Source organism: Dolichospermum sp. UHCC 0260, from assembly GCF_009711985.1.
GTDB classification, from domain to species: Bacteria; Cyanobacteriota; Cyanobacteriia; order Cyanobacteriales; family Nostocaceae; genus Dolichospermum; species Dolichospermum lemmermannii.
Map to the genome: position 1 here is coordinate 76,560 of NZ_VIKZ01000009.1, position 25,716 is coordinate 102,275.

The 25,716-nt window shown below is 38.5% G+C and carries 30 protein-coding genes, 1 other RNA gene and 2 pseudogenes; 9 read left to right on the top strand and 24 right to left on the bottom strand.

What is annotated here, in order from left to right; genetic code table 11:
- Window positions 1-236 precede the first annotated feature (236 nt).
- Window positions 237-842, bottom strand: a complete 606-nt coding sequence (locus FJR08_RS05845) for a molybdenum cofactor guanylyltransferase (RefSeq protein WP_168632516.1) — start codon at window positions 840-842, stop codon at window positions 237-239.
- A gap of 212 nt (window positions 843-1,054) precedes the next feature.
- Between FJR08_RS05845 and FJR08_RS05850 the strand changes: the two genes are divergently transcribed.
- The 5 genes from FJR08_RS05850 to FJR08_RS05870 all read left to right on the top strand — a co-directional run bounded on the left by FJR08_RS05850 (window position 1,055) and on the right by FJR08_RS05870 (window position 5,419).
- Window positions 1,055-1,516, top strand: a complete 462-nt coding sequence (locus FJR08_RS05850) for a nitrate reductase associated protein (protein WP_168632517.1) — start codon at window positions 1,055-1,057, stop codon at window positions 1,514-1,516.
- A 51-nt stretch (window positions 1,517-1,567) separates the two neighbouring features.
- On the top strand, window positions 1,568-1,771 hold the full coding sequence (locus tag FJR08_RS05855) for an RNA-binding S4 domain-containing protein (protein ID WP_168632518.1): 204 nt from the start codon (window positions 1,568-1,570) through the stop codon (window positions 1,769-1,771).
- A 233-nt stretch (window positions 1,772-2,004) separates the two neighbouring features.
- Window positions 2,005-2,967, top strand: coding sequence for a hydrogenase small subunit (locus tag FJR08_RS05860; RefSeq protein ID WP_168632519.1), 963 nt, complete (start codon window positions 2,005-2,007; stop codon window positions 2,965-2,967).
- A 247-nt stretch (window positions 2,968-3,214) separates the two neighbouring features.
- Window positions 3,215-4,810: a nickel-dependent hydrogenase large subunit gene (locus tag FJR08_RS05865; protein ID WP_168632520.1), complete on the top strand. Its 1,596-nt coding sequence runs from the start codon at window positions 3,215-3,217 to the stop codon at window positions 4,808-4,810.
- A 186-nt stretch (window positions 4,811-4,996) separates the two neighbouring features.
- On the top strand, window positions 4,997-5,419 hold the full coding sequence (locus FJR08_RS05870) for a hypothetical protein (protein WP_168632521.1): 423 nt from the start codon (window positions 4,997-4,999) through the stop codon (window positions 5,417-5,419).
- A 351-nt stretch (window positions 5,420-5,770) separates the two neighbouring features.
- Here FJR08_RS05870 and FJR08_RS24200 read toward each other — a convergent pair whose 3' ends face one another.
- The 4 genes from FJR08_RS24200 to FJR08_RS05890 form a co-directional block, all read right to left on the bottom strand.
- Window positions 5,771-5,977: a hypothetical protein gene (locus FJR08_RS24200; protein ID WP_323294494.1), complete on the bottom strand. Its 207-nt coding sequence runs from the start codon at window positions 5,975-5,977 to the stop codon at window positions 5,771-5,773.
- A gap of 15 nt (window positions 5,978-5,992) precedes the next feature.
- Window positions 5,993-6,214, bottom strand: coding sequence for an HNH endonuclease signature motif containing protein (locus FJR08_RS24205; protein ID WP_323294493.1), 222 nt, complete (start codon window positions 6,212-6,214; stop codon window positions 5,993-5,995).
- A 1-nt stretch (window position 6,215) separates the two neighbouring features.
- On the bottom strand, window positions 6,216-6,476 hold the full coding sequence (locus FJR08_RS05885) for a hypothetical protein (RefSeq protein ID WP_168632522.1): 261 nt from the start codon (window positions 6,474-6,476) through the stop codon (window positions 6,216-6,218).
- A 305-nt stretch (window positions 6,477-6,781) separates the two neighbouring features.
- On the bottom strand, window positions 6,782-7,150 hold the full coding sequence (locus FJR08_RS05890) for an SET domain-containing protein (protein ID WP_168632523.1): 369 nt from the start codon (window positions 7,148-7,150) through the stop codon (window positions 6,782-6,784).
- Between the two features lie 249 nt (window positions 7,151-7,399).
- Here FJR08_RS05890 and FJR08_RS05895 point away from each other — a divergent pair, with 249 nt between their 5' ends.
- The gene (locus tag FJR08_RS05895; protein ID WP_168632524.1) at window positions 7,400-7,873 is read left to right on the top strand and encodes a hydrogenase maturation protease; all 474 of its coding nucleotides are present in this window, start codon (window positions 7,400-7,402) and stop codon (window positions 7,871-7,873) included.
- A gap of 26 nt (window positions 7,874-7,899) precedes the next feature.
- On the opposite strand, the gene FJR08_RS05900 is transcribed toward FJR08_RS05895, so the two are convergent.
- From FJR08_RS05900 to FJR08_RS23505, 4 genes and pseudogenes are all read right to left on the bottom strand, one after another.
- The gene (locus FJR08_RS05900) at window positions 7,900-8,274 is read right to left on the bottom strand and encodes a hypothetical protein (protein WP_168632525.1); all 375 of its coding nucleotides are present in this window, start codon (window positions 8,272-8,274) and stop codon (window positions 7,900-7,902) included.
- Between the two features lie 18 nt (window positions 8,275-8,292).
- Window positions 8,293-8,466, bottom strand: coding sequence for a hypothetical protein (locus FJR08_RS24210; RefSeq protein WP_371415542.1), 174 nt, complete (start codon window positions 8,464-8,466; stop codon window positions 8,293-8,295).
- Window positions 8,463-8,804: a hypothetical protein gene (locus FJR08_RS24215; RefSeq protein ID WP_371415543.1), complete on the bottom strand. Its 342-nt coding sequence runs from the start codon at window positions 8,802-8,804 to the stop codon at window positions 8,463-8,465. Before FJR08_RS24215 ends, FJR08_RS24210 begins: the two co-directional genes overlap by 4 nt.
- A 410-nt stretch (window positions 8,805-9,214) precedes the next feature.
- A pseudogene (locus tag FJR08_RS23505) lies at window positions 9,215-9,353 on the bottom strand (SagB/ThcOx family dehydrogenase); the annotation flags it as partial.
- Between the two features lie 115 nt (window positions 9,354-9,468).
- Between FJR08_RS23505 and ssrA the strand changes: the two are divergent.
- Window positions 9,469-9,860: a transfer-messenger RNA gene (gene ssrA, locus FJR08_RS05910) on the top strand.
- Between the two features lie 129 nt (window positions 9,861-9,989).
- Here the strand turns inward: ssrA and psb29 are convergent.
- The 4 genes from psb29 to FJR08_RS05930 all read right to left on the bottom strand — a co-directional run bounded on the left by psb29 (window position 9,990) and on the right by FJR08_RS05930 (window position 13,655).
- Window positions 9,990-10,661: a photosystem II biogenesis protein Psp29 gene (psb29, locus tag FJR08_RS05915; RefSeq protein WP_168632526.1), complete on the bottom strand. Its 672-nt coding sequence runs from the start codon at window positions 10,659-10,661 to the stop codon at window positions 9,990-9,992.
- Window positions 10,662-10,755: 94 nt separating this feature from the next.
- A complete protein-coding gene (locus FJR08_RS05920; RefSeq protein ID WP_015079354.1) occupies window positions 10,756-11,127 on the bottom strand; it encodes an STAS domain-containing protein in 372 nt (123 codons plus the stop codon).
- 200 nt (window positions 11,128-11,327) lie between these two features.
- On the bottom strand, window positions 11,328-12,374 hold the full coding sequence (gene hemF / locus FJR08_RS05925; RefSeq protein WP_168632527.1) for an oxygen-dependent coproporphyrinogen oxidase: 1,047 nt from the start codon (window positions 12,372-12,374) through the stop codon (window positions 11,328-11,330).
- Between the two features lie 18 nt (window positions 12,375-12,392).
- Window positions 12,393-13,655, bottom strand: a complete 1,263-nt coding sequence (locus tag FJR08_RS05930) for an RNA-guided endonuclease TnpB family protein (RefSeq protein ID WP_168632550.1) — start codon at window positions 13,653-13,655, stop codon at window positions 12,393-12,395.
- Between the two features lie 76 nt (window positions 13,656-13,731).
- Between FJR08_RS05930 and tnpA the strand changes: the two genes are divergently transcribed.
- Together tnpA and FJR08_RS05940 are read left to right on the top strand one after the other, a co-directional pair.
- The gene (gene tnpA / locus FJR08_RS05935) at window positions 13,732-14,145 is read left to right on the top strand and encodes an IS200/IS605 family transposase (RefSeq protein ID WP_168632528.1); all 414 of its coding nucleotides are present in this window, start codon (window positions 13,732-13,734) and stop codon (window positions 14,143-14,145) included.
- Between the two features lie 482 nt (window positions 14,146-14,627).
- Entirely contained in the window at window positions 14,628-15,074 is a 447-nt protein-coding gene (locus FJR08_RS05940; RefSeq protein ID WP_168632529.1) for a DUF6636 domain-containing protein, read from the top strand.
- Here the strand turns inward: FJR08_RS05940 and FJR08_RS05945 are convergent.
- From FJR08_RS05945 to FJR08_RS05995, 11 genes and pseudogenes are all read right to left on the bottom strand, one after another.
- Complete coding sequence (locus tag FJR08_RS05945; RefSeq protein WP_168632530.1) at window positions 15,071-15,814, bottom strand: metallophosphatase; 744 nt, start codon at window positions 15,812-15,814, stop codon at window positions 15,071-15,073. The two genes, FJR08_RS05940 and FJR08_RS05945, sit on opposite strands and share 4 nt — an antisense overlap.
- A gap of 37 nt (window positions 15,815-15,851) precedes the next feature.
- Window positions 15,852-16,661 carry a metallophosphoesterase gene (locus tag FJR08_RS05950; RefSeq protein WP_015079350.1) on the bottom strand — a complete coding sequence of 270 codons (810 nt, stop codon included), beginning with the start codon at window positions 16,659-16,661 and terminating at the stop codon, window positions 15,852-15,854.
- On the bottom strand, window positions 16,658-17,431 hold the full coding sequence (locus FJR08_RS05955) for a GTP-binding protein (RefSeq protein ID WP_168632531.1): 774 nt from the start codon (window positions 17,429-17,431) through the stop codon (window positions 16,658-16,660). Before FJR08_RS05955 ends, FJR08_RS05950 begins: the two co-directional genes overlap by 4 nt.
- Before the next feature lie 12 nt (window positions 17,432-17,443).
- Window positions 17,444-17,779, bottom strand: a complete 336-nt coding sequence (hisI, locus tag FJR08_RS05960; RefSeq protein WP_168632532.1) for a phosphoribosyl-AMP cyclohydrolase — start codon at window positions 17,777-17,779, stop codon at window positions 17,444-17,446.
- A gap of 103 nt (window positions 17,780-17,882) precedes the next feature.
- Window positions 17,883-18,533 carry a GTP cyclohydrolase I FolE gene (folE, locus tag FJR08_RS05965; RefSeq protein ID WP_148761862.1) on the bottom strand — a complete coding sequence of 217 codons (651 nt, stop codon included), beginning with the start codon at window positions 18,531-18,533 and terminating at the stop codon, window positions 17,883-17,885.
- Between the two features lie 87 nt (window positions 18,534-18,620).
- On the bottom strand, window positions 18,621-19,643 hold the full coding sequence (locus FJR08_RS05970; RefSeq protein WP_168632533.1) for a GTP-binding protein: 1,023 nt from the start codon (window positions 19,641-19,643) through the stop codon (window positions 18,621-18,623).
- Between the two features lie 72 nt (window positions 19,644-19,715).
- The gene (thrS, locus tag FJR08_RS05975) at window positions 19,716-21,545 is read right to left on the bottom strand and encodes a threonine--tRNA ligase (RefSeq protein ID WP_168632534.1); all 1,830 of its coding nucleotides are present in this window, start codon (window positions 21,543-21,545) and stop codon (window positions 19,716-19,718) included.
- A 97-nt stretch (window positions 21,546-21,642) separates the two neighbouring features.
- A pseudogene (locus tag FJR08_RS05980) lies at window positions 21,643-21,819 on the bottom strand (FAD-dependent oxidoreductase); the annotation flags it as partial.
- Between the two features lie 3 nt (window positions 21,820-21,822).
- On the bottom strand, window positions 21,823-22,833 hold the full coding sequence (hemB, locus tag FJR08_RS05985; protein ID WP_168632535.1) for a porphobilinogen synthase: 1,011 nt from the start codon (window positions 22,831-22,833) through the stop codon (window positions 21,823-21,825).
- Between the two features lie 226 nt (window positions 22,834-23,059).
- Window positions 23,060-25,294, bottom strand: a complete 2,235-nt coding sequence (locus tag FJR08_RS05990; protein ID WP_015079344.1) for a glycosyl hydrolase — start codon at window positions 25,292-25,294, stop codon at window positions 23,060-23,062.
- 101 nt (window positions 25,295-25,395) lie between these two features.
- Complete coding sequence (locus FJR08_RS05995) at window positions 25,396-25,626, bottom strand: NifU family protein (protein WP_148761854.1); 231 nt, start codon at window positions 25,624-25,626, stop codon at window positions 25,396-25,398.
- Window positions 25,627-25,716: the final 90 nt, after the last annotated feature.

Sequence of the window (25,716 nt, forward strand, 5' to 3'; positions counted from 1 at the left end):
GTGCTGTATCCCTCTTTTGTCACTTTCCGGGAGGGCAATCTCTGAAAGCTTTATCAGTCCACCCATACAAGCTATCCTATTAGAAAAAAATGGGTGTTGGATTTGTGATTAGCAAAAAATTGTGCGATAGCGAAGCGCTGCTGCAAGCAGTTCGCTTCCTATGCAAAGACTCTAGAATTCAGAAATGGCAAATGTTTTCGGAGAGTGACAGAACAGGGGTATATCCCTGGGTTTTATTATTCGGGGATATTCTTGTTAAAATTAAATAACATTTGTGAATCTTCCAAAGGTAATACTTCTACAGAATAAGATTTTAACCACTGCTGAAAAGAACGTCCACCTTGTTCAATATACTGCCTTAATTCTGGTAAACAACGACGGCGATAAAAACCACATAAAGGTTGCCAGATTTGATTATTTTGGACTAAAGCTGCTATTTTATTTTCGGGAATTGTATCTAATTGACCTATCCAATTTTGTAAAATTTCTAGCCGCAAATTTGGTAAATCACAAGCCAATAATAGAACCCAATTTGTTTTTACTGCTGCTAAACCTTGCATAAAACCTACAAGTGGTCCATGAGTGCGGGGTTCATTTCCAGTTTCCCCAGGTAAAGGAACTTCTGGAATAAATTGACTTTTAGGTGTTAGCAATTCTTGATAACGTTCTGGCCAGGGAGTTACTATATAAACTTTATCAGTGCAAGCTTCAGCAATAGTACAAATTAATTGCAACATGGGGACACCGACCATGGGAATTAAAGCTTTATCCCTACCCATGCGAGTGCTTTTACCACCTGCTAAAACAATAGTCGTAACATGATACCGTAAATCAATATTCATAATGTTTGGATTCTATTTAATAAAAATTAACTGTATTTTCTCATAAATTGTTTACAATAGTTACATATTATATTTTGTTTTTAACGAACCACAGAGACGCAGAGAGCGCAGAGGAAGAGAATATGAGAAATGTATGTCTACGGCACGTTACATGAATACATCTGGTTTAGGATTTCTATATAAATCTATATTTTATAATTATCACCAATTTTATGACAAATTTTTTTGAATTTGAAGCAGATTTTGTTGATTCCTGGCGTTGTATTCCTATGCAAGTCCGCTATAAATTAGACACTTGCGGTATTAAGCTAAAATTAGCAGAATGGAATCAGATGAATCAAGAATCACGTCAAAATTTAGCGATATTACCTTGCGATACAGATGGTCAAATTCATGATTACAGACATTATATTCAAGATTTGGTATTGCAACTCACTGGTAAACCGGTAGCCGAATTACCCATTGAAACTCATCCAGCATGGATGGATAATACCGCTATTCCCAGCAGTATTCACGCAAAAGCCCAGGAAATAGGTGTGATCATCACAACTGAGGCATGGGCAAGCTTAACTATTTTACAGCGTTTTGCCTTGATTAAACTGAGTCGTTCTAGCCATGAAAATAAAAACTTCTTACCGGCTTTGCAAGAATTTAAATTGTTGCCAAAATCCTAAATTCTGATATATTGCTATAGATAATACTTTTTAAGTAGTGGGTAAAAGCAAATGATTAAACTCGACCAGTTTTTAAAGTTTTCCGGTATCACCGCTACCGGAGGTCAAGCTAAATGGATGATTGTTGATGGTGAAGTCAAAGTTAATGGTGTAGTGGAAACGCGCAGAGGACGAAAATTAGGAGATGATGATCAAGTAACAGTAGCAGGAAAAACTTTAAAGGTTGGGGAAATACTATCAAATACCGTTGATTAATTTCGATATCCATGATTTTGCCCTCACTACTTTTCTGACCATAACATCCAATTATGCTAATTCTTAATTTTTATTTAAAAAAAATTAATTGCTTTAAATAACACCTTGATTTAAAATAATAAATATTGATCAATAGGTCATTCTCTACAAGTAAATCCTCTCAAAAGGGAAATTATACCCCTACAGAACTTCTTTAATTGTGCATTGTCAACATATATAGAAAGACATAGCTAATGACTAATGTACTCTGGCTACAAGGTGGTGCTTGTTCGGGTGACACCATGTCGTTTCTAAATGCCGAAGAACCAACAGCTTGTGATTTAATTGCTGATTTTGGGATGAAAATACTTTGGCATCCTTCCTTGGGTGTAGAATTAGGTGAAAACGTCAAAACCCTTTTATGGGACTGTATTTCTGGTAAAATTCCTGTAGATATTTTGGTATTTGAAGGTAGCGTAGTTAACGCCCCTAATGGTACAGGAGAATGGAATCGGTTTGCCGACCGTCCCATGAAAGATTGGTTAAACGATTTAGCCAAAGTTGCGAAATTTATTGTGGCTGTGGGAGACTGTGCAAGTTGGGGAGGAATTCCCGCTATGTCACCCAACCCCAGCGACTCCAAAGGACTGCAATTTCTCAAACGGGAAGAAGGCGGTTTTTTAGGTTCAGATTTTGTCAGTCAAGCCGGCTTACCGATAATTAATATTCCTGGTTGTCCCGCACACCCCGACTGGATAACGCAGATATTAGTAGCGATCGCCACTGGACGAATTGATGATATAGTTCTTGATGAACTGCACCGTCCCCAAACCTTCTTTAACACCTACGCCGAAACCGGTTGTACCCGCAACATTCACTTTGCATACAAAGCCACAACCACCGAATTTGGACAACGCAAAGGTTGTCTATTTTACGACTTAGGTTGTCGTGGTCCCATGACTCATGCCTCCTGTAACCGCATTCTCTGGAATCGCGTCTCCTCCAAAACCCGCGCCGGAATGCCCTGTTTAGGCTGCACAGAACCCGAATTTCCCTTTTTCGACCTCAAACCTGGAACAGTCTTTAAAACCCAAACCGTCATGGGAGTACCCAAAGAAATTCCCCCCGGAGTCAACCACAAAGATTACGCAGTCCTCACCGTTGTTGCCAAAAACACAGCCCCAAAATGGGCAGACGAAGACTTTTTTACAGTTTAGTCATTGGTCAGTAAGTAGGTTAGCATTGAAAATCGTCCTTATGGCAAGGTAAGAGGCAATAGGCAATAGTGAAGAGGGTTTGGGGGATTTTACTTTTCTTTACACAGATTGGTTCTATTGTGTTCACCCACTTAGTCATTAGTCAGTGGTTAAGAGAATTATTGCCACAATTATATTCTTTGCGCCTTTGCCCCTTTGCGTCTTTGCGCGAAACAAAAATTCTAATGACAACTAACAAAGGACAAATATGCCAATTCAAACCTTAGATATTTCACCCGTTGGTAGAGTCGAGGGTGATTTAGATGTACGCGTTGAAATTGAAAATGGATATGTCACAAACGCTTGGACTCACGCCGAACTTTTTCGCGGATTTGAAATAATTTTACGCGGAAAAGACCCTCAAGCCGGCTTAATTGTTACTCCTAGAATTTGTGGAATTTGTGGCGGTTCTCACCTGAGTTCTGCCTCTTGGGCGTTGGATACAGCTTGGGGAACAGAAGTTCCGAGAAATGCAATTTTAGCGAGAAACTTAGGTCAAATTGTCGAAACAATCCAAAGTATTCCCCGCTACTTTTATGGCTTGTTTGCCATTGATTTAACTAATAAAAATTATCGCCGGAGTCACTTTTATGATGAAGCTTGTCGGCGCTTTGCTGCATTCACAGGTAAATCCTATGAAATCGGCATTACAATTTCTAGTAAACCTGTAGAAATCTACGCTTTATTAGGTGGACAATGGCCGCACAGCAGTTATATGGTGCCTGGTGGTGTGATGTGCGCCCCCACTTTAACTGATATTACCCGCGCCTGGGCAATTTTGGAATATTTCCGCACCAATTGGTTAGAACCGGTTTGGTTAGGATGTTCTTTAGAAAGATATGAAGAAATTCAATCTTATGAAGACTTTCAAAAGTGGTTAAATGAAGATGTTAAACATCGAGAATCAGACTTAGGTTTATATTGGCGCATGGGGTTAGATATCGGTTTAGATAGATATGGTGCAGGTGTGGGTAAATATGTGACTTGGGGTTATATTCCCCATGAGGATAAATACAATAAACCCACCATTGAAGGACGTAACGCTGCTGTAATTATGAAAGGCGGCGTTTATGATAGCTTCACTGATACTCATGCTTTGATGAATCAATCATTTGCCCGTGAGAATTTAACCCATTCTTGGTATGATGAGGGTACAGAAAATTGGCATCCAAGCGATCGCACAACAAAGCCAATTAATCACAATCAAAAAGACTTCAATGGGGCATATTCTTGGTCAAGTGCAGTCCTCCACCAAGACTTAGGACGTTTAGAAGCAGGACCCCTCGCTCGTCAATTAGTTGCCGGGGGAAATCATGGGGAATCTTGGCAACATTATGACCCATTTATTCTCGACACATTCAAGCAAATGGGTGGTGCAAGTGTTCATCTTCGGCAATTAGGAAGAGTCCACGAAATAGTTAAACTATATCGTCAAGCTGAACGTTGTTTAAGAGAGTTTAAATTAAACGATCCTTGGTATATTAAACCAGAAGAAAAAGATGGTAAAGGTTGGGGTGCAACGGAAGCTGCTAGAGGTGCATTGTGTCACTGGGTAGAAATCGAAAAAGGCAAAATTAAAAATTATCAAGTTATCGCTCCTGGTACTTGGAATATTGGACCCCGTGACGGAGAAGGACAACTCGGACCAATCGAAAAAGCATTAATTGGAACGCCAATTCAAGACCCGAAAGACCCCGTAGAAGTCGGTCATGTAGCCCGTTCTTTTGATTCATGTTTGGTCTGTACAGTTCATGCCCACGACGCGAAAACTGGGGAAGAATTGGCTCGTTTTAGAACAGCTTAATTTAAGATCCCCGACTTCTTAGAGAAGTCGGGGATCTGTCAGGGTTCTATATAATTGTTATGTGCAGTACAAAAGTTCCCAAATCAGTGGGTTAGTCTGAATTTTAAGGAATAATTGATAATTCCTAACTATCAGATTAAGAATTATCAATTAGGAATTACTAAATACTAAAAATGGTAACTAATTGTGTCTAATTTAGAACTACATCAATATCTTCCTCAACTTCCTGAAGCTGCATTGCAAGAATTTATAGAATGGTGTATGTTGGATCAGTCAACAGCCGCAGGATTAGAATTTAAACCCGATCAAAGTAAGTTAAAGAATTTAGCACCAGCGGATTATTCTAAGCAATTAGTTGACCAATTTATGAAGGTAAGACCTGACCCAATTAGAGCAGGTTTGGTGGCTGTAATTGCAGGTAAACAAGCCGATAAACACGAATTAACAGGTTTAGCCGCTGTGGTTGATTTTGTTTCTCTTTATGTTAAGTATTTAATTCCTAAAGATGGTAGTAATCCAGAAGAAGCTGATGCAATTTTAGCTAAAGCATCACAACATCAATATGAAACACTTGTGGAAATTGCCAAAAAACATGGTGTGAGTTTATAGATTTGTAGGGTGGGTAATTCCCACCCAGAAAAACGCGGAGAATTATAAACTTTTGTCTGAATCAGGATTTACAGGATTTAAGGATTTACAGGATGTTTATTTTTAATATTAGAAATGGGAATTTATGTACTTAACATGAATAAATCATCAATAAACAATCCTGTTAATCCTTTAATCTTGAGCATCCTGATTCTGACAATATGAGTATCAAAGATTGACTAAATTGCTAAAAAATAAGTTTCAGGAATTTTGTGATCAAGTTGGCAAAAATGCTGAAGCAAAAGGTATGACAGAAGAAAAGCTCAAAGAAATTCTTGAAAGTGATGATTGAGCAAAGAATTGTCATTGACACTAATTCTTACTCATTTTTTCTTTTGCTGCTGTTGGTGGATACTTATCAACTTCTATCAATAATTGCCTTTCTATAATTCGTTCATTTTTGTTAAAATCGAGAATACGGGATGTTACTTCACCAATATCTGTTAATGGTTGAATGATAGCTTCATTAAGTTGAAAATGATCACCCCAAAAGTCTCTACGAGGGTTAAAAAATCTCACTAATTCACCATTTCGTCAATTAATTGAACCTAAATCTGTACCTTTTTGCAAATTACAGAAAACACAAGCATAACAGAGATTATCATCCGTACTTGCTCCACCATGTTTGACACTAATGATATGATCAACTTGACAAGATGTAGTATCTTCTTCTGAAATTAGACAATATTCACAGATATTACCAGCACGTTCCACAACTAAACGCCTTATTTCTAAATTAATGTAAGTACGAGACATCTTATTTACCCTCAGCGTTAATATATTTATGAGCCTTAGCTTTAGCTAATCTAATAATGTGTTCCAGAGTCAAAAAATACTCTAATTCTTCCTTGTCTTGTTTCGTTAGTTCATTATTTTTAGCACTATCAATTAAATCCTCTAAACGGTTTTGTGCTGTTTCGGAAAGGTGGAAGTTAATCACACTTTCGGGAGTAGTACCAGCAGCAATGAAATCTACAATTTCGTCGTAGACTTTGATTGTTTTAACAGATGTACTCATAGTAGTATCCTTTTTGACAATAATTGTCTGATAGCGTAGCCATATCATTGAGTTATAATTATAGCAAATGCACAAATAACCCTGCGTTAAAATTTGTATGAATATCCAAGATAAAACTATTGCTCAACTCCGGCAAATGCCAGATTATTTAATTCAGGAAGTAGATGTTAATTTTTAATATTAGACACAGGAATTTATGTACTCAAAATGAATAAATTATCAATAAATAATCCTGAAAATCCTTTAATCCTGAAAATCCTGATTCTGACAATAGTAAATGTTGGGTTTCCTTACCTCAACCCAACCTACTCTTCTACATCAAACCAAACAGGGGAAATATCATCAACCTGCCCATTATAATTAATCGTAATTTCCTGCCCTTCCCGAATATATTGATGAGCAACAATATCAATTACATTTTTAGCAAAATTCTTAATATAAACCGCATTGGGATGATAAGAATGATTAAAAAGAGAAGCAAAACCTAAACCTATTGCCCCGCTTTCTCCATGCCAACCAAAATAATAATTTAATAACACCGTTTTAGTAATTAACTTAACTTGCTGTTTAGGAATCACAATCACAGCGGCTCTTTCAATTAAATCTCCTTTAGCAAAATCTTGCTGGGCAAATATACCTCTACCTTTAGTATCTGTATCACGAAATACTAGCATATTGCAATTATATCTGATGGGTAAGAATGATTTTTGACTAACCACTACAGATAAACGCAGAGAAAATAAACATCAGATCCCCGACTTCTGAGCATTGCTTGATAGTTTATGGAGACGATTACACAAGAAGTCGGGGATCTTGTGCGCTATAGCTACTATAAAGTCAATGATCAAAGATGTAGTCAAAATTTCCGTAAATTTTAATTTTTTGTGCAAAGTTGATAATATTCATGTTATTATAAATATCCCATGCTAACTATCATTGGTTGTGGCAATCTCAATCGGAATGATGATGCTGTCGGCGTAATTATCGCCCAACGTTTACAGCAATATCTCGCCCAAAATCCTCACTCCAACATCCGCATTTTCGATAGTGGAACTGCGGGAATGGAAGTGATGTTTCAAGCGAGAGGTAGCGAAAAATTAATTATTCTTGATGCTAGTTGCACAGGTTCAGAAGCAGGTGCTATATTTAAAGTCCCAGGGAACGAACTAGAAGCACTGCCCGAACCTAGTTACAACTTACATGATTTTCGCTGGGATCATGCCTTGGCTGCTGGGAGAAAAATCTTTTTAGATGATTTTCCTCAAGAGGTGACAGTCTATTTGATTGAAGCTGCAAATCTGGATTTTGGACTGGAATTAAGTCCTGTTGTTCAACGTTCTGCTGATTTAGTTTTTGCCGAACTAATTACAGTTATCCAACAGAATGTGATAGCTTAATCAACAATCTCAAATCCCCAATTGCATCAGATCCAATCACGATAAACTGGCAACTCATCTACTCTCATTTCAAAAGGTACAGTTTGACTATCGGGAGGACAAATCCGGATTTTGGCACTGCTAACAATGCCATAAAGAACATTTGCCATAGGGACAATTTGTTGCAAAATTTGCCAGTTAGTAACTTGGTCAGGGCATTCAATTACTAAAGTCAAAATACTCGCGTGAGTTGTGGCATACCAACGACAATTAGACAACAAACTATGAATAATGCGATCGCATCCTTCATAAAAGTATTTGCTAATTGAATGCTCCAATTGTTGTCGAAGCATAATATCTGCTGATGTTGGCTGTATAGGGTGCTTATCATCAGCATGGAATTGATGTTCTGTTCTCGCCATTTCCAGTTATTTTCCTATTTATTTACCAATTGCCATTGCATACAATACGTCTTTATTGGTTTCTAGCAAGGCTTGGGTTTCATCATCATAGAAAGCACCAATACCACTACAATCTATTCCCCAATAGTTGCTAAATAAATACACTCTCTGTCCGACAAATCCGGCTAATTGCATAGCCGTTTGATAACTCAAATAATCGGACACCTATTCCAAACGTTCTCCAAAGACCGTTCTCGGTCAAAATTAAATTGAGGATGTTCTAGCTGCTGCTGGTGACTAGGCTGTAAAGACGTTGTTTGATAGGCATCTTCAACACATTGATTAACTTGAAAATAGTCAGTACCACAGACAAAAGGAATAGGTAGCCTTAAGCGTCTGACTGGTTTTTCTTGCGCTTCTGGTGATATCACACAACTAGTAATAAACTCCTTATTCTCAAATCCCAAATCTGCATTGAGAATAAGTTTATCAAAATCAAAGCCTAGTTGTATGTTGTTTTCATGAAGATATGCAAAAAGCAGCGATAGCACCTAAATGGTGTCCGCTATCCAACAAACAATATCTCAAACTCCTGTCTTGATATTTCCAGCTAGACCTATGATAAACACAACTAACTAAAAAGATGAATCCGTTAATACATTTATTTGGTATAACATAATTATCCAATCCATCATCGCCTAATTCATAAATTAAGGTCAGACAATTATTCTCAACTTCTATATGGTAGATGCCATTTATTATGCCTTCTAACCCACGTATTTGTACATAAATTCCTGTCGAGTATAAAGCCCCCGCAGACGGATTTACCCGCAATTTATAGGGACTATTACCGCAGGGCGGAAGTCAAAAGTCAAAAGTCAAAGGTCAAAACTAATATACAGTAAGCTTTTTGGCGATTGAATATAGTTGCTTTATTTACGCCGTGATGTACTATCTTGATATATCTTTTCTCAAGTAATAGCACTGGTTAACCACAGAAAAGCATGAATAGGGTTGTTGAGATTTAATTGCAGCCGGCGATAAAAACGAGGATAAACTTTAAAAGAAGTTGGTTGTGTAGCGGCATCTACATAATTAGGATAGACTAAAATTCATACCCTTAATCAGCAACGCCAGTTTTCAGCAACAGGAATGGTAATCAACTTATTTGTCAAATTGCAAAATTCTGTACTATAATAAAAGTGTGAAGTACATGGGGCTTTAACGGTTTCGACAGGTTGGCGAAAGCTACTCTGTGATTCAGGTCGAGAGCGAGTCATCTCTCGCAAATCAAAGACTCAAAAAAAAAGTAAATGCGAACAATATCGTAAAATTTGCTCGTCGGGAAGCTCTAGTAGCTGCCTAAGAAACCTCTAATAGGTTCGAGCGTCTTTAATTTGACTCCGTTAAGGATTAAAGACCTAACCCCCAACGGATGCTCCAACAAGCGTTCTCTGGTTGGCTTGAAGGCTAAGATTAAATCAGAGCATCCTACGTTCGGGATAATGAACGATTCCCGCCTTGAGGGTCAGAGAGGCTAAACCTGTGAACGAGTGGAGGGTTAATACCCAATTTGGACATGGGTTCGACTCCCATAAGCTCCATTTTCAATTTTCAATAATTTTTAAGCCCGCTAAACACTTTGATATGTAAGCGGGCTTTTTGCTATTTGGGGGATTTCTCAACATGGATATCCCGTTCCCAAATTATTTATTAGTACGGGATAGTGCTGATAGTTAGGCTTGCTTTAAAGCATCGCGTTTTTTCCGATCTGCTGTCAAAATATCTGCCATGACTATGAGTGCTTGCGCCATTTTTTCCAGGTTAGAACTGTATAGTTCTAAATCTTTGATGAGTTTATCTTCAGAGATATGTAACCCGTTAGAGATTGCTTTTAGTGCTTCAGCCCTTTGCTCATCTTTTTTGACAAGTTCAGGATCTGACTGGACTAATAATGCAAATAAACCAACGCCAAATAAACGACTATATTTAAAGTTGGAATTTGCGGCCACCGCTTCTAGTTGCTTTTGCAAATCTGCATCTTGATTGAGGGGACTTGCTTGACTTAAACTAGCAATCAAATCTTTAGCTGGTAAACTGGCAGCTAAAGCTTGCAATCTGGAGGCATCTTGTCGGTAGCCCTGGGGGTCTTGTTCCACAGCCTGACAGATTGCCCGAAAAATTGACTCTTTGTCCTGTTCTGGTTGGTAGCCATCCATGAAGCGGTCAAAAGTTGTGACAACGCCCAAGGCATAAATCGCATCGTAGCTAAAATCAACATTGACTGATAGTAGGTGCATTTCTACCATCAACTCTTCCACTACCCGGCGGTAAATAGTATTAATCGGCCTGGTATGAAGAGTGTAAAAGGTTCTTTTTGTATCAGATACTGTACGGACGTTATTCACAAAGAAAATTTTAGTAAAGACGTATTCCTGTTATCTAGTATGAACTAATCAGAGCTAATTAGCGAAAGTCAGATCAAAAAGGAGTTGATAAATCCTATGGACCAGTGAAAATCTGGTGCCGAGTCTCTAAAACCTGTTTTTCCGTCTCAAAGATTTCAAATACAGTATCCATCATTGTGACTTCAAACACCAGCTTGGCTTCTGGATGAACATTACAAATCCGAAAACTACCATTAACCCTATCAGCTTCACGCATCCCAGCTAATAAAGAAGTCAGCCCAGAACTATCAATAAAATTTACTTGGCCGAGATTGACAACAACATGAGGACTGTGTTTAGAAATACACTCCTGTAGCTTGAGACGAAATTGCCAAGCAGTAGTAATATCTAAGCGACCAGCGGGGGTCAATACCATAACGGTATGACCGTCTTCAGTTGTAAAGGTTTTTTGATCTATATTAATCACTGAACCGATACTTTTTTGCTAAGATTTGCTAATCAACACACTCACAAAGTGAGGAACTATCAATCCATATACAGAGGATGATACCTCACCCTTAGTGTAACTTAAATTCATAGTATTTGATGAAAATAACTGAGGATTGGGGATTGGGGATGGGGAAGAAAAATATTCTCCTCTGCACCTCTGCTCCCCTGTACCTCTGCTTATGCTTGACTTGGTTTCCAGTTTATCCAATCTTGCGGTTTTAGAAAAGTCTCATACAACTCAGCTTCAGGAGAATTAGGTTCTGGTTTGTAGCCATATTCCCAACGAACTAAAGGTGGTAGAGACATGAGAATTGATTCTGTGCGGCCGTTGGTTTGCAGTCCAAAAATTGTCCCTCGGTCATAAACCAAGTTAAATTCTACATATCTACCACGACGGTATAATTGGAAATTACGTTGGCGATCGCCGTATTCCATCCCCTGTCGGCGTTCCGCAATTGGCGCATAAGCAGGTAGAAATGCTCCAGCACAATCTTGAACTAAAGCAAATATATCTTCCCAACTCCGTGACGGTAATTGACCTACCTGATTACTATAAATAGCTGCGTCCCCATGAGGATCTGGTCCGCGATAGATAGAACCTTGACCATCTTGGTAATCTAAAAATAAACCACCAATTCCTCGTGTTTCATCCCGATGTTTCAGATAAAAATATTCATCGCACCACCGCTTAAACACAGGATAATACTCAGGATGGTGTTGATCACAAGCTTGTTTAAAAGTGTTATGAAAATGTTTTGCATCTTCAGCAAAGGGGTAATAAGGTGTTAAATCCGCACCTCCACCAAACCACCAAACTGGACCTGCTTCAAAATAGCGGTAATTTAAATGGACTGTAGGTACATAAGGATTTCGTGGGTGCAACACCAAAGAAGTACCCGTTGCATAAAATCCATGTCCTGCTGCTTCTGGACGTTGGGCTAAAATTGAAGGAGGTAAATGAGAACCCCAAACTTCAGAAAAATTTACCCCTGCTTGTTCAAAGATCGCCCCATCCCGCAGGACACGCGATCGCCCACCACCCCCTTCTGGACGCTGCCAACTATCTTCCTGAAACTTCCCCAGACCATCTAATTTCTCTAAACCTTGGGTAATTTCATCCTGCACATTCTGCATAAACTGACTGACTCTAGCCTGAGCATTTACACCAGGGAGAACATCAGATGAATCTTTTGTGATAGTGGGGGTTTGCGCGTTGGTTAACATAGATTCCCGAACCTAAAATTACAATTTGTGACATACTCCACACACTCCCTTATGCCTTGCGGCACGCTTGCGCGAACAGGTGAGTGTGGGCTTCTCAACGACTCCTAATCCGGACATTGGTTGAGCTTTAAGACCGTGTGTCCCACGGTTCTTTATATTTATAGCAGCATTTAGATCCCTACACAAACTCGCATGACATACAGGACAATTGTGCATTCTTTGGGATAGCGGCTTTTTAACTTTGTGACCACAACTAGAGCATTCTTGGCTTGTACCGTTTGGATTTACAGCGATTACTTTCAGCCCAGCATTTTCGGCTTTGACTGTTAGTATCGAAATAAATTGTCCCCAACCGACATCATTGATACTTTTTGCCAACCATGTTCTAGCGAGTCCTTTTATATTCAACTTTTCCACAGCAATAACATCGTACTTTTTGAGTAGATTATTTGCTGTTTTAAAGTGGAAGTCTTTGCGGGTATCGGATACTTTCTTGTGTTGGATACCCAGCTTTTTAATAGCTTTCTTGCGTCGGTTAGACCCCTTTTTTCTACGAGAGACGCGACGCTGTGCAGATTTTAATTTGCGTTCAGCTTTACGCAAAAATTTAGGGGCGGCAATTCTTTCATCATCTGAGGTAACAATAAAATCAATTAAACCTACATCAATACCAACAATATTATTAGCATTAAAATCAGGTTTAATTGTTGGAACTGTTTTGTCGTCAAGGCTTAGGGTTACATAATACCCGTCTGATTTTTTAGTAACAGACACAGTTTTAATCTCAAAACCATCGGGTATTTGACGATGAACAATTACTTTAATATCACCTATTTTTGATAACGTAATCTTGTTGTCATTAAAGTGATGTCGTTTGAACTGAGGAAACGTAAATGTTTTGTATTGTCCAACACCTTTAAATCTAGGTCTACCCGATTTTTTACGGTTAACATCACCGTTTAGCCATCTATCAAAAGCTAATTCAACTTTCTTTGGGACTTCCTGTAGCACCTGAGAATGGATGCTTTTGTACCAAGGGCGGTCTTTTTTGAGTTGTGTTAATGATGCTTTTTGACTGTAATAATTCGGTTTATCCTTGAGTTCTGGTAAATGACAAACGAAAATGGAACACCTATCAATAGGAGAACGGCACTGTTCATACCAATTAAACCGTTGAGCAAGCAAATAATTGTATTGATAACGCAATTTTTCTAGCGTTTCATCAATCTTTTCAGCTTGTTCTTTTGTCGGTTTAATTTTGTATTGGTATGATATCCGCACCTGATTATTGCCTTTTTCTGGTGTTGGTGTTACTATTTCAGTATACACCAATTATAAAAAATATGGCAAGAGTCCTATGAAAAATGATTTTGTCTCAAAGGGAAGGTCTGTCAGTGATTTAAAAGTACATCTAGTTTTAACAACAAAATATAGGCGCAAAGCCTTTACTGGAGAGATGTTACATCGGCTGCACGTCATTTTAGAAGAACTATTAGTTAAATGGGATTGCAAGCTTGTGGAGTTCAACGGAGAAGAAGATCATATCCATTGCTTATTCCAATACCACCCAGACTTAGAATTAAGCAAACTGATAAATAATCTTAAATCAGTTTCTTCTAGGAAATTACGCCAAGAATTTTCAGAACATTTAGCCAAGATTTATTGGAAAGATGTTTTTTGGAACGGGTCTTATTTTGTTGCTAGTTGTGGTGGGGTAACTATCTCAACGTTACGAAAATATATTGAAAATCAAAATTCACCGCAAGAATAAGAGAGTGTTCGTTTCCGACCTGTCTCCCTTCTCTCGTGCTACGCACATTAGTCAGGGAACTGTCGTCAACTCACGCGCCATTCATCCCACGCTCCTGAGAGTGAGCATGGGGCTTCTGTCGGGAAAGCTAAACAATTACAAATTTTTGTTGTCAAAACTTCTCAGCAGCGAAAGTCACAAATCCGGCTTAATCTGCCAAAGAAGTTTGCTATTATCCGTCAAAACACCTTTAAATATCCATTGGCACGGAATTTACTCCAACTTACACATATCATATCTAAAGACCCGTTTTCACAGTTATAGAAATAATCTTATTATTCTCAATACCTTCGCCATTTTTTGCTTTGTTGGATTAAGCGACAGCGCAACAAATACGCATTTGTGGGGTTATGGCTTTGCCACACTATGGCTAACGCCTCCGTACCATTTGCCGTGCGAATGTAACCGTTTCCCAACCCAACCTTTTCAGATATGATCCAATTATGTATAAACAATTGATCAAACCAATTATCTTTGTAGTTACCAGCATAGTAACTGTATTGCCACAGGTAAGTATTGCTGCACCAAAAGGGTTTCAATCCCCCAGTGGTAATATGTTTTGCGAGCTAAGTGAAGGAGAAACAAATAGTTTACGCTGTGAAATCAATACTTCGCTAAAACCCAAACCGCCTCAACCTTACCCTGGATATTGCGGGTTTGATTGGGGAATGGGTTTTTTGTTACCTGCTGATGCTAGACCAGAAATTTTGTGTATTAGTGATACTGTCGCTGATAAAAATAAACCCGTTTTGGCTTATGGACGGACTTGGAACAATGGTGGTTTTAAGTGTGTTTCCCAAAAAACTGGTTTAACTTGTACTAATAGTAATGGGATTGGCTTTTTTCTGAGTCGGGAAAAATGGCGAGTATTAGGTCTTTCTAGACCTTAGTTACAAATCTGCCGCTTTTGAAAACCCTTAGCTTGTCCGTAATACACAGTTTTAAACTTCACCTGATTTGTCCCAGGATTGTAGAGAGTATATGTTGCTTCTCCTGGTGTCCGTCCCACGTTTCCCACTCCAATCACTTGACTAGGAGTAACCGTGACAATTTGCGGGGACAATTGATGATCAAGAGTAGTAATTTCACTGCTAATAGAACCAGCTTGTAACTGATACTGAAAAGTTAACCCAGAACGACCACAAAATAGGTTATTTGCTTGCATTCTTGATAATCTATCTAGCATTTGAATAGGGAGAGTATCGGGAGTAAGTTCATCATTTACACCTGCTGTCGAACCGTGTATTAATAAACAATCTAATTCAAAAAAACCAAAATCCAAGTTTCTCAACCATTGTACTGTCTGACGGGAAACACAATCCCACAACATCTGCACAGTATCACCACCATATTTTGCCAGTAATTCCGGTGCGTCTCCAGTCGGACCCAAACCATGTAAAATCAAACACTGTTCTTCCCACCATCCCTTACAAACCATTGGTGCTAATTCACCCCGTCGCGGTGATTTTACCCTTTCCACTAGCTGTTCACATTCTCGCCTTGGACCGACTAAATCACCGATAATATATAATACCTCTATGTAACGGCTTTGCAGCTTAATATCAGCTATCACAGCTTCATAGGCTGGCAAATTTCCTTCAATTCCACTCAATATTGCCCACATAGTCAATTTTGGATTTTAGATTTTAGATTTTGGATTAGTTCTTTTATCTGGTACAAACATGAGTTGGATCTTCTGCCCGTTCAGCATACTCTAAGCCATGGGCTAAACGCCAAGCAAAGATTTCTGGTAATCCCTTTTCGATAATTGCTGCACAGGTTTTTTGATAATCATAGGTAACTTCCCGCAAAGTCACCCCTTGAGTATCAGTTTCATAAATTACATAAGTTGCATTTGGTCGTCCATGTCGAGGTTCTCCAACAGAACCAACATTAACAATCTTTTTCAGCGCAGATGAAAAGTTAATTTTCCGTGATTCTGCTGGATTATTAACCTGAACTTGTAACTCACCAGCATTAAGATTACGAGTATAAGGAACGTGAGTATGTCCACAAAATAGCACATCTGCACCTGTGGAAAGTACCCTTTCTAAAGCGACAAAAGCATCCAATTCAGGTAATAAATATTCATGGTTGCTATGGGGACTACCGTGAACAAAGGCTAAGTTTTGCCATTGGAGACTATGGGGTAAATTGGCCAAAAATTCCCGGTTTTCCGGGTGTATTTCCTGATTTGTCCATTGGTGAGCTTTTAGTCCTCTTTTTTCTGCCAATATTGAAGGATAACTACAATCACAAGCATTCAATCCTTCCACAATATCTTTATCCCAACAACCAGCGCAGGTAGGAATATCCAAGGAGCGAATTTGGTTAATTACCGCATTAGGGTGGGGTCCATATCCCACTAAATCACCAACACAAAATATTTTTTCAGCTTTTTGATTGTCAATATCTAATAATACAGCATCTAAGGCTTCGTAATTACCATGAATACATGACATGACAGCTATTTTCATACTTGTTGACCTTCTAATAAAATTTGTTGTACTTGTTGTTGATATTGCAAAATCATGGATTCAGATAAACAGCAATCAGATAATGTTGCTTTTAAAGCGGTTTCATTTAAGTTTTTTCCGGCTATTTCTATGCCACTAAATCGCTGAGGTCTACCTTCTAAATACCTTGGTACGTTTAATTCTAAAAAGTCTGTTTGGGGAACACCAGAGACAAAATCACAGGAAAGAGAACGTCCATCATTAACATCGAAAATTGCCTTAGCACGGGTAACAATCCCATAAGCGCCGTGAGTTATTTCATACCAAAATTCATCTAAACTATTTTCATCAATTACTTGCCCCGTAGTTTCTACCCGCCATAAATTTTCTACAATTATAGTTGGAACTGGTGCGCCATAGATAATTTCATCTGCCCAACTATCATATTCAGAGTTTTTTAACTCCTCTGGAATAATTGCTATAGCGTGGTAAGTGAGATGATCTAATATTTTTGATATACTATTTAACTCTAGATAAGAACCTAATTCAACATAAACACTATCTGCTGTGGGAATGTGATATAGAAATTCAATTTCTTGACCATCACCAAATATTTTCAGATCAGGAAATTCAGTAGCTATTTTAGTTTGATCAATGGGAATATTCCCCGTTCCTGGAGAAAAATAAATTACTTTTTCAATAGATTTAATATCTCGAATTTGTTGACAGATCCAGGTAGTTTTTCCAGATCCAAATAATCCAGCGACAACGGTAATAATTGGTAAAGTCATAATCAATATAAATTATAATTTATGAGATAAAATTCCCACAGAATTAAAAAAACAACTTCTTACTCCAGTATGACAGGCAATATCACCAACTTGCTCAACTTTGATGAGAATTGTATCACCATCACAATCATAAAAAAGCTCTTTTACCTTTTGAATATGTGTAGATGTTGCCCCCTTATGCCACAACTGAGAACGGGAACGACTCCAATAATAAACTTCACCTGTAGCCAGGGTTTTTTGAATTGATTCTGCATTCATCCAAGCCATCATTAGAACAGTACCATCAAGATAATCTTGAGCTATAGCCGGAATTAACCCCTGCTCATTAAATTTCAAATTTCCAATCATGATAACTTATCCCTTTTTATCTGCGTTTATCCGCGTTTATCTGCGTTCAAATATCAATATAATGTAGAGATAAAAAATCTCTTATCCCTACATCACACAAAGCCTATTTAAAATTAGCACTGTGGCGAATTAAATTCATAAATTCTTCACGAGTGCGTGCGTCTTCAGAAAACACACCACGCATAGCACTGGTAACAGTCCAAGAACCTGGTTTTTGCACTCCTCTCATCACCATACACATATGAGTTGCTTCAATTACCACTGCAACCCCTTGAGGTTTGAGTAAACCTTGCAGTGCGTCAGCAATTTGTAAAGTTAGCCGTTCTTGCACTTGTAAACGTCGAGCATACATTTCACAAATGCGGGCAATTTTTGATAATCCTATGACTTTACCATTAGGAATATAAGCGATATGAGCGCGGCCAATGATTGGTAATATGTGGTGTTCACAGGAACTGAAAAGATCAATATCCCGGACTAAAACCATTTCATTTGCATCTTCTGTAAATACTGCTCCATTTAGCAGTTCATCTATAGATTGATCATATCCACTTGTAAGAAATTTTAACGCTTTAACAACTCTTTTGGGAGTATCTTTTAATCCCTCACGGTCTGGATTTTCTCCTAGTCCAATCAGTAGAGTGCGTACAGCTTGCATCATGTCTGCCTCTGTTACAGTTGGCTGTTGCTGATTAGATAAAGATGAAATTATATCAGCAGCAGAAGTTAGTTCTGGACGAATAGATAAAGTCATTTTCTAAGTTTAGTGGGATGAGTTATGGTGGATGTTAATAGTCGAATATCTATTAACTAAATTTGCTCATTAGTTACTACTATTAAACTATAACAAACATTTGTTAAGTTTTGTGTAAATCTCATTAGTATCCAGTTTTCTGCCAACAAAAACTACCTGATTTTTCGGTGAAGTATACCATTCATCAGCGTGCAAAGTGTAACGAGGTCCGCTCAGTTGGAAGATATGACGTAACTCACTATCACTAAACCATAAAATACCCTTAGCTCGAAATACATTTTCTGGCATTTCTTCGGTTAGGAAATTCTCAAATTTATGCACATCAAATGGTTTATCACTTTGGAAAGAAATGGAAACAAACCCATCATTGTCTAAATGATCAGAGTGATGATGATGATGCTCATGTTCATGATGATGTTCATGTTTATGAGTATCTTCGTCATCAATAGCAATGTACTTATCTTTTGGTGTTAAACCCACATCTAAAATTAATGGTAAAGCAACTTCACCATATTGAGTATGTAAAATCTTCGCTCCACGCTTGATATCATGGATGAAATTTTCTACTTCTTGAATTTTCTCTGGGGTAACAAGGTCTGTTTTATTGAGGAGAATAATATCCCCATAAGTAATCTGTTTTAAAGCTGCTTCACTCTGGAAGTGTTCTTCGTCAAATGCTTCAGCATCTACCACTGTGAGAATCGAATCTATGTTAGTTAAATCTCTCAGTTCTGTGCTAAAAAAAGTTAGGATAATTGGTAAAGGGTCAGCAACACCAGTGGTTTCAATTACTAGATAATCAATGCGTTCTTCTCGTTCTAAAACTCGATAAACAGCATCAACTAAACCATCATTAATTGTACAACATATACAGCCATTACTAAGTTCTACCATATCTTGGTCTACAGAAATTAGTAATTGACTATCAATGTTAATATCACCAAACTCATTGACGAGAACAGCGACTTTTAAATCTTGTTTATTTTGTAGGATTTGATTTAAAAGCGTAGTTTTACCACTTCCGAGAAATCCCGTAATAATAGTAATGGGCATTCCTTGTTTGGGAATTTCAGGAATTGTATTTGTTGTATTGAGAGTGATGGTATTCATATTGAAATCTAATGGTTTTATTGGTTGAATGTTTAAATCAGTGTTCTTAAAAGATTACTGACTTCTTTGATCCTAATCTTTTGCTGCTTGTAAATGATCTACAAGTTCAGTTAAAGTCAGAATTCCTAAATCTCCAGCTTGTCTACTTCTAATACTCAAAGTTTTGCTTTCTACTTCTTTCTTACCAACAACAGCAACAACGGGAATTTTTTCTAATTGTGCTATGCGAATTTGTTTGCCTAAACGTTCACCACTGCTATCTACTTCTACCCTAAATCCGGCTTTTTTTAAGTCTGTTGCTACTGATTTTGCATATTCTCGAAAGTCATCACTTACAGGTAACAACCGCAATTGTACAGGTGCTAACCACAAGGGAAAATCCCCTGCATAGTTCTCAATTAAAATGCCAAAAAAGCGTTCCAAAGAACCAAAAATAGCCCGATGAATCATAATTGGTCTTTGCCGACTACCATCAGCAGCAATATATTCCATATCAAACCTTTCTGGCAAATTAAAATCTACCTGAATAGTTGAACATTGCCACAAACGACCAATAGCATCTTTTATTTTAATGTCTATCTTTGGTCCATAGAAAGCTCCACCACCTGCATCAACAACATAATTCCAGCCTTTAGTATTTAAAGCTTGTTCTAGTGCTGTTGTGGCTAATTCCCAAACATCATCAGTTCCGACTGATTTATCAGGACGGGTAGAAAGATTGACCTCATATTCTTTAAAACCAAAATCTGATAAAATCTGCTCAGTGAGATTTAAAACTCCTAATATCTCATCAGCAATTTGGTCAGGTAAACAGAAGATATGAGCATCATCTTGAGTAAATCCTCTGACTCGCATTAAACCATGTAATGCTCCAGATCGTTCGTAACGATAAACTGTTCCTAATTCTGCCCATCTTAATGGTAATTCTCGATAGGAATGAAGTTGATGTTTATAAGTTAGAACATGAAAAGGGCAATTCATGGGCTTAATTTGATAAGCCTGATTTTCCACATCCATCGAGTCAAACATACTTTCTTGATAAAAGTCAAAATGACCCGATGTTTTCCATAGGTTGAGATTGGCTATATGAGGTGTATACAGTAATTGATAACCAGATTCTAGATGAGCTTCGCGCCAATAATCTTCAATTATGTAGCGAATAATTGCGCCATTGGGATGCCAAAATACTAAACCACCACCGGCTTCTTCTTGAATACTAAATAAGTTAAGTTCTTGACCTAACTTGCGATGATCTCGACGGAGGGCTTCTTCTCTTAGTTGGAGGTAAGCTGCTAATTCTGCTTTTGTTTGCCAAGCTGTCCCGTAAATCCGTTGTAGCTGAGGTTTAGTTTCATCACCTTGCCAATAAGCACCAGCAACATTTAATAATTTAAAGGCATGAGGATCAATTTCACCAGTAAAGTTAATGTGAGGACCCGCACACAAATCCCACCAATAGTTATTCGCTGGTTGAATATCTGTGACAAACAATGAAGTTTCTGAATTACCAGTTTCAGGAGTACCAATGAAGTAGCGGGTGATAATTTCTGATTCGGGTATACGTTCTAAGATTTCTAGCTTGTAAGGCTCGTTTAATTCGGCAATTTCGGCGCGAATTTCGGCTCGTTCCACCTCTTCCCGGATAATAGGTAGGTTAACTTTGATTATCCGTTGCATTTCGATTGCAATTTTGCCTAAGTCATCAGGGGTGATGCTGACTGGACAATCAAAATCGTAGTAAAATCCAATTTCTGTGACAGGTCCAATTGCTACCTTAGTCCCTGGAAATAGTCTTTGTACCGCCATTGCCATGATATGGGCGCTGGTGTGACGAATTCGTGTAAGTTTGTCGTCTTCGTGCAGGTTCAAGCTGTCTTGAGACTGGGTTAATGAACTGACCATATCAAACAAAAATGAGAATCGTTATCAGTATAGCGCAAAAAGGTGTGAATGTTACTAATTTTGGAGTTGATTTTGGGGAAAATATTTTGAAGTGTTGTTAGCTGGCTTTGACTTCAGTGATACTATGAGAAAAAGATACACTGGGCTTAACGATCGCTGGGACAATTTTTTCACAAGCCATTCTTGCACCGGATAAATTTCTGGCTGTCGGACTAACTTGTAAAGCTGCTAAACCACCCATGATAATAGATAATAGGGAGATAAGGACTGGCAACCATTACATCAACATCAAAGCCACTTCCTTGGCAAAGTAAGTTAAAATCAAATCAGCACCAGCCCGTTTCATACTGGTTAAAGTCTCTAAAATCACCTTTTTTTCATCAATCCAACCATATTGAGCAGCCGCTTTAATCATGGCGTATTCACCACTAACGTTATAAGCTGCGACTGGTAAATTTGTAGCTGCTTTTACCTGACAGATTATATCTAGATAGGCTAATGCGGGTTTGACCATAATGATGTCTGCACCTTCAGCAATATCCAATTCAATTTCCTTTAAAGCTTCTTTCGCGTTAGCTGCGTCCATTTGATAGGTTTTTTTATCGCCAAATTTGGGAGCAGAATCCAAAGCATCCCGGAATGGTCCATAATAGGCAGAGGCATATTTTGCGGAGTATGCCAAAATCCCTACATTGATATAACCTTCAGCATCTAAAGCCGTGCGAATTGCCCCAATTCTACCATCCATCATATCAGAAGGGGCAACAAAATCAGTTCCCGCTTCCGCTTGGGAAAGTGCCATTTTGACTAACACTTCTAAAGTTGGATCATTGAGAATTTTGCCATTTTCATCAACCAAACCATCATGACCATGAGTAGTAAAAGGGTCAAGGGCTACATCAGTAATAATCAAGATTTCCGGGACTGCTTTTTTAATAGCTTTAACAGTTTCCTGGATTAATCCCTCTGGATTGTAGCTTTCTGTACCTATGTCGTCCTTTTGATCTTCTGGGATAACCGGGAAAAGCGCAACAGCATTAATACCCAACCGTGACACTTCCGCAATTTCTTCCAGGAGTAAATCTAGAGAATAGCGATAACATCCTGGCATAGAAGCGATTTCTACTTTTTCTTCTTCCCCCTCCATAACAAACATGGGATAAATCAGATCATCCACACTTAAAGTAGTTTCCCGTACCATTTTCCGTAAAGTTTCAGTCCGACGGAGACGACGAGGACGCTGAGAAAGATGCAAGAGGTTATCCGTAGACGAGTTTTCAGACGACATAATATAACTCACCAAAAATGATAATCATTATTATAAATCATCTTGTACAAAACCCAAAAACTGCCCGAAAATGGCCAAGAAAAAATCCGCATGAAGACGGCTGAACAAAGATTCTAGTCCAACTTTCACCAAAAATACAAAATCTAACTCTTCCTTTGCGCCTTTGCGCCTTTGCGTGAGATAAAAAATTTAGACTCCCGATCAAAAAAACCGGGAATCATCTTCACTAAGGAACATCAATCGGAATCAAACCATTTTCCGGCACATAACCAGAAAAACAACCATCATCAGAAGACACCAAAATCAACCGCAGAGGATAATCTGGAGGGACTTGCAAATCAGCCCAGGGTACTGCTATTTCTAAACAAGAACCTAACGCAACTTGGGCGCGAGTAGCACGAGGATACCATAAATGATCGTCTCCTGCTGCTCGAAACTGCACAGATTGACTGAGTAAATTCACTTCTAAATGATGGTGAAATAGATAATTTAAAGGTGCGCTGTCCGGTACTTCTGCTAGAGGTATGGAACTATTCACCATTGTTCTATCTGGATAATACCAAAGTAGGTGTAAATCTGGTGGTAAATCCTGACCGGGAACAGCGCCAGTTTTAAAATCTACTCGCACATAAAAATTCAAATGGTCTACCCCATACCATAAACGTTGAATAGTGCTGCTATTGTGCATTGTTCCCCTTGCACCACCAACTTCAATGCGTCCGGCTTTATCCCAATCCTGTTCATCACCTTTACCATCTATGATCGGATGAATAAAGCCTTGTGGTTTATGGTCTGCACGGGCTTCATGGATTTCCAGCGGAGTGTGCAGATATGGGGGTATGGGTTCATTTAAGGCTTTGTAAATGCCATAGAGATGTTCCCGAAATAATTGGTCAAAAATGGCATCTTGATTGGAAGAATGTCCTTCTCCAAACCACCAAAACCAGTCTGAACCTTCAGCAGCGTATAATGCTTCCCAAGCTGCGGGATTGTTTTCTTCTGTGGCTTCGGGATGATTTGCTAAGACTTGTCTAGCTGCGGTGAGATAGTCCCAGGCGCGGTTTTTAACTGGATCGCCGATCCATGTGGTAAAATTGCCATCTACCCAAGAACCACTATGGAGTTGTGCAGCGGGAATAGTTGCGGTGGGTGGGTGTTTTTCAATGAATTCGGAAACAGTGACAAGTTTGATATTGGATTGATTACTCAAACTTTCGTATAATGTTTCTAGGAATTCTTTCCCATCTTGGGGATAAAATTCCCAACAATTTTCCCCATCTAGGGCAATTGTAACTAACCAAGGTTGATCGTCGTTACTTTCTTTTTGTTGTTTAGCAATAGCTTGCAAATGTCCCACTAAATCTGCTGCGGCTTTTTTTGCTGGCATAGACCCGTAGGTAAAGCCAATTAAATCTGATAGTCTATGATCACGGAAAACAATCGCCACTTCACCTGCTGGAGTTTGTAGACGATAGGGACGATAAAGCAATTCTGGTTCTTGGACATTTCCCGCAGCGTCACGATGAAAAAAGTGTTTTAATGACCAACCTAAAACGGCTTCATCTGAACAAATCCATTTAAAGCCTTGTTTAATAATATACGGTAAGATTTCTGGACTAACGGACTGTTCGGAAGGCCATAAACCTCTAGGATCTTGTCCAAACCTATCTATATATAAATCCCAGGATTTTTGTAAATGTCGAGGAATATCTTCCACCCACTGAAACCGCTGTTTAGGTAATGTCATTTGTGGCACAGCTACCCGTCCGGCGTTAGTATCAGCCAATAAAGGTAAAATCGGGTGAGTGTAGGGAGTCGTGGTAACTTCTAATTGTCCACTGTCCTGCATTTTCCGATGTTGGGGAATAATCTGGCTGAGAATTTGCCGTTGTTTGGAATAAATGCGCTGGCGATCGCCTAAACTAAAATTACGTCCTTGTGCTAACCATGCAGCAATTTCTGGATCATTCCAGAATAAAGGATCAATCCAAGCTAAATTATGCCAAGCTAATAAATCACCATAATCTGACAACTGCCAATTTGCTAAACACCAACTTTGTCCTTGTTCCTGTCTTTGATAATATAATTCGGCATAACGAGGATGAGGATCAATCAAAGTATGATGGTTAGCATCAAAGAAATGTTGAACAATAAACTCCTTTTGTTCACGAGTCAACTTTTCTACCGGCGTTAAACTAGCAGTTAAATAAGGGTCAAAAGCCGTACCTGCAACATAATCTTCTATTTGCAAGATTAATGAAGGCACTAAATTCACAGTTTGGTGTAACTTAGGATACTTCTCTAACAATAATACTAAATCCAAATAATCCTTAGTTCCATGTAACCGTACCCAAGGCAAGCGATATTGCTGACTAGTCACCAAAGAACTACCATTTTCAGGAGACTTGTACAACGGTTGATGTTGATGCCAGATAACCGCAACGTGCAAAGGATGAGACATATAATATACAAAAGAGTAGGTGACGGAAAATAGATAATGGGGAACAGTTGACAAGTATATCTTACCAATTACCTCTTTCCCCATTACCCATTACCAGTGATTTACATGATTTGTTCTATCTCAGAAATTTCGGGAATCATTTCTTTGAGACGGCGTTCAATTCCCATTCTCAGAGTCATAGTAGAACTAGGACAAGAACCACAAGCACCCTGTAATCGGAGCTTAACAATTGGTCCATCCAATTCTACAATTTCCACGTTACCACCATCAGAAATGAGATAAGGGCGCATCTCGTCTAATACGGTTTCTACATTTTCTAGCGTTAGTTCCATTCTTTTAGACCTGCTTAGTAAATAAATTGGTAATTATCCAAGTTGCTAATTATCTAGTTTAGGCTGGAAATGGATAATTGGTTAGTTGTT

Excerpts from the sequence above, each read along its gene's own strand:
- FJR08_RS05995 (WP_148761854.1), bottom strand. The coding sequence starts at position 25,626 with ATGGAACTAACGCTAGAAAATGTAGAAACCGTATTAGACGAGATGCGC.
- hemB (WP_168632535.1), bottom strand. The coding sequence starts at position 22,833 with ATGTCGTCTGAAAACTCGTCTACGGATAACCTCTTGCATCTTTCTCAG.
- FJR08_RS05855 (WP_168632518.1), top strand. The coding sequence starts at position 1,568 with ATGATTAAACTCGACCAGTTTTTAAAGTTTTCCGGTATCACCGCTACC.
- FJR08_RS24205 (WP_323294493.1), bottom strand. The coding sequence starts at position 6,214 with ATGTCTCGTACTTACATTAATTTAGAAATAAGGCGTTTAGTTGTGGAA.
- FJR08_RS05900 (WP_168632525.1), bottom strand. The coding sequence starts at position 8,274 with ATGGCGAGAACAGAACATCAATTCCATGCTGATGATAAGCACCCTATA.
- FJR08_RS05865 (WP_168632520.1), top strand. The coding sequence starts at position 3,215 with ATGCCAATTCAAACCTTAGATATTTCACCCGTTGGTAGAGTCGAGGGT.
- thrS (WP_168632534.1), bottom strand. The coding sequence starts at position 21,545 with ATGGTCAGTTCATTAACCCAGTCTCAAGACAGCTTGAACCTGCACGAA.
- FJR08_RS05885 (WP_168632522.1), bottom strand. The coding sequence starts at position 6,476 with ATGAGTACATCTGTTAAAACAATCAAAGTCTACGACGAAATTGTAGAT.
- FJR08_RS05940 (WP_168632529.1), top strand. The coding sequence starts at position 14,628 with ATGTATAAACAATTGATCAAACCAATTATCTTTGTAGTTACCAGCATA.
- tnpA (WP_168632528.1), top strand. The coding sequence starts at position 13,732 with ATGAAAAATGATTTTGTCTCAAAGGGAAGGTCTGTCAGTGATTTAAAA.
- FJR08_RS05890 (WP_168632523.1), bottom strand. The coding sequence starts at position 7,150 with ATGCTAGTATTTCGTGATACAGATACTAAAGGTAGAGGTATATTTGCC.
- FJR08_RS05860 (WP_168632519.1), top strand. The coding sequence starts at position 2,005 with ATGACTAATGTACTCTGGCTACAAGGTGGTGCTTGTTCGGGTGACACC.
- hisI (WP_168632532.1), bottom strand. The coding sequence starts at position 17,779 with ATGATTGGAAATTTGAAATTTAATGAGCAGGGGTTAATTCCGGCTATA.
- FJR08_RS05970 (WP_168632533.1), bottom strand. The coding sequence starts at position 19,643 with ATGAATACCATCACTCTCAATACAACAAATACAATTCCTGAAATTCCC.
- FJR08_RS05955 (WP_168632531.1), bottom strand. The coding sequence starts at position 17,431 with ATGACTTTACCAATTATTACCGTTGTCGCTGGATTATTTGGATCTGGA.
- FJR08_RS05850 (WP_168632517.1), top strand. The coding sequence starts at position 1,055 with ATGACAAATTTTTTTGAATTTGAAGCAGATTTTGTTGATTCCTGGCGT.
- FJR08_RS05845 (WP_168632516.1), bottom strand. The coding sequence starts at position 842 with ATGAATATTGATTTACGGTATCATGTTACGACTATTGTTTTAGCAGGT.
- FJR08_RS05895 (WP_168632524.1), top strand. The coding sequence starts at position 7,400 with ATGCTAACTATCATTGGTTGTGGCAATCTCAATCGGAATGATGATGCT.
- folE (WP_148761862.1), bottom strand. The coding sequence starts at position 18,533 with ATGACTTTATCTATTCGTCCAGAACTAACTTCTGCTGCTGATATAATT.
- hemF (WP_168632527.1), bottom strand. The coding sequence starts at position 12,374 with ATGTTAACCAACGCGCAAACCCCCACTATCACAAAAGATTCATCTGAT.
- FJR08_RS05990 (WP_015079344.1), bottom strand. The coding sequence starts at position 25,294 with ATGTCTCATCCTTTGCACGTTGCGGTTATCTGGCATCAACATCAACCG.
- FJR08_RS05950 (WP_015079350.1), bottom strand. The coding sequence starts at position 16,661 with ATGAAAATAGCTGTCATGTCATGTATTCATGGTAATTACGAAGCCTTA.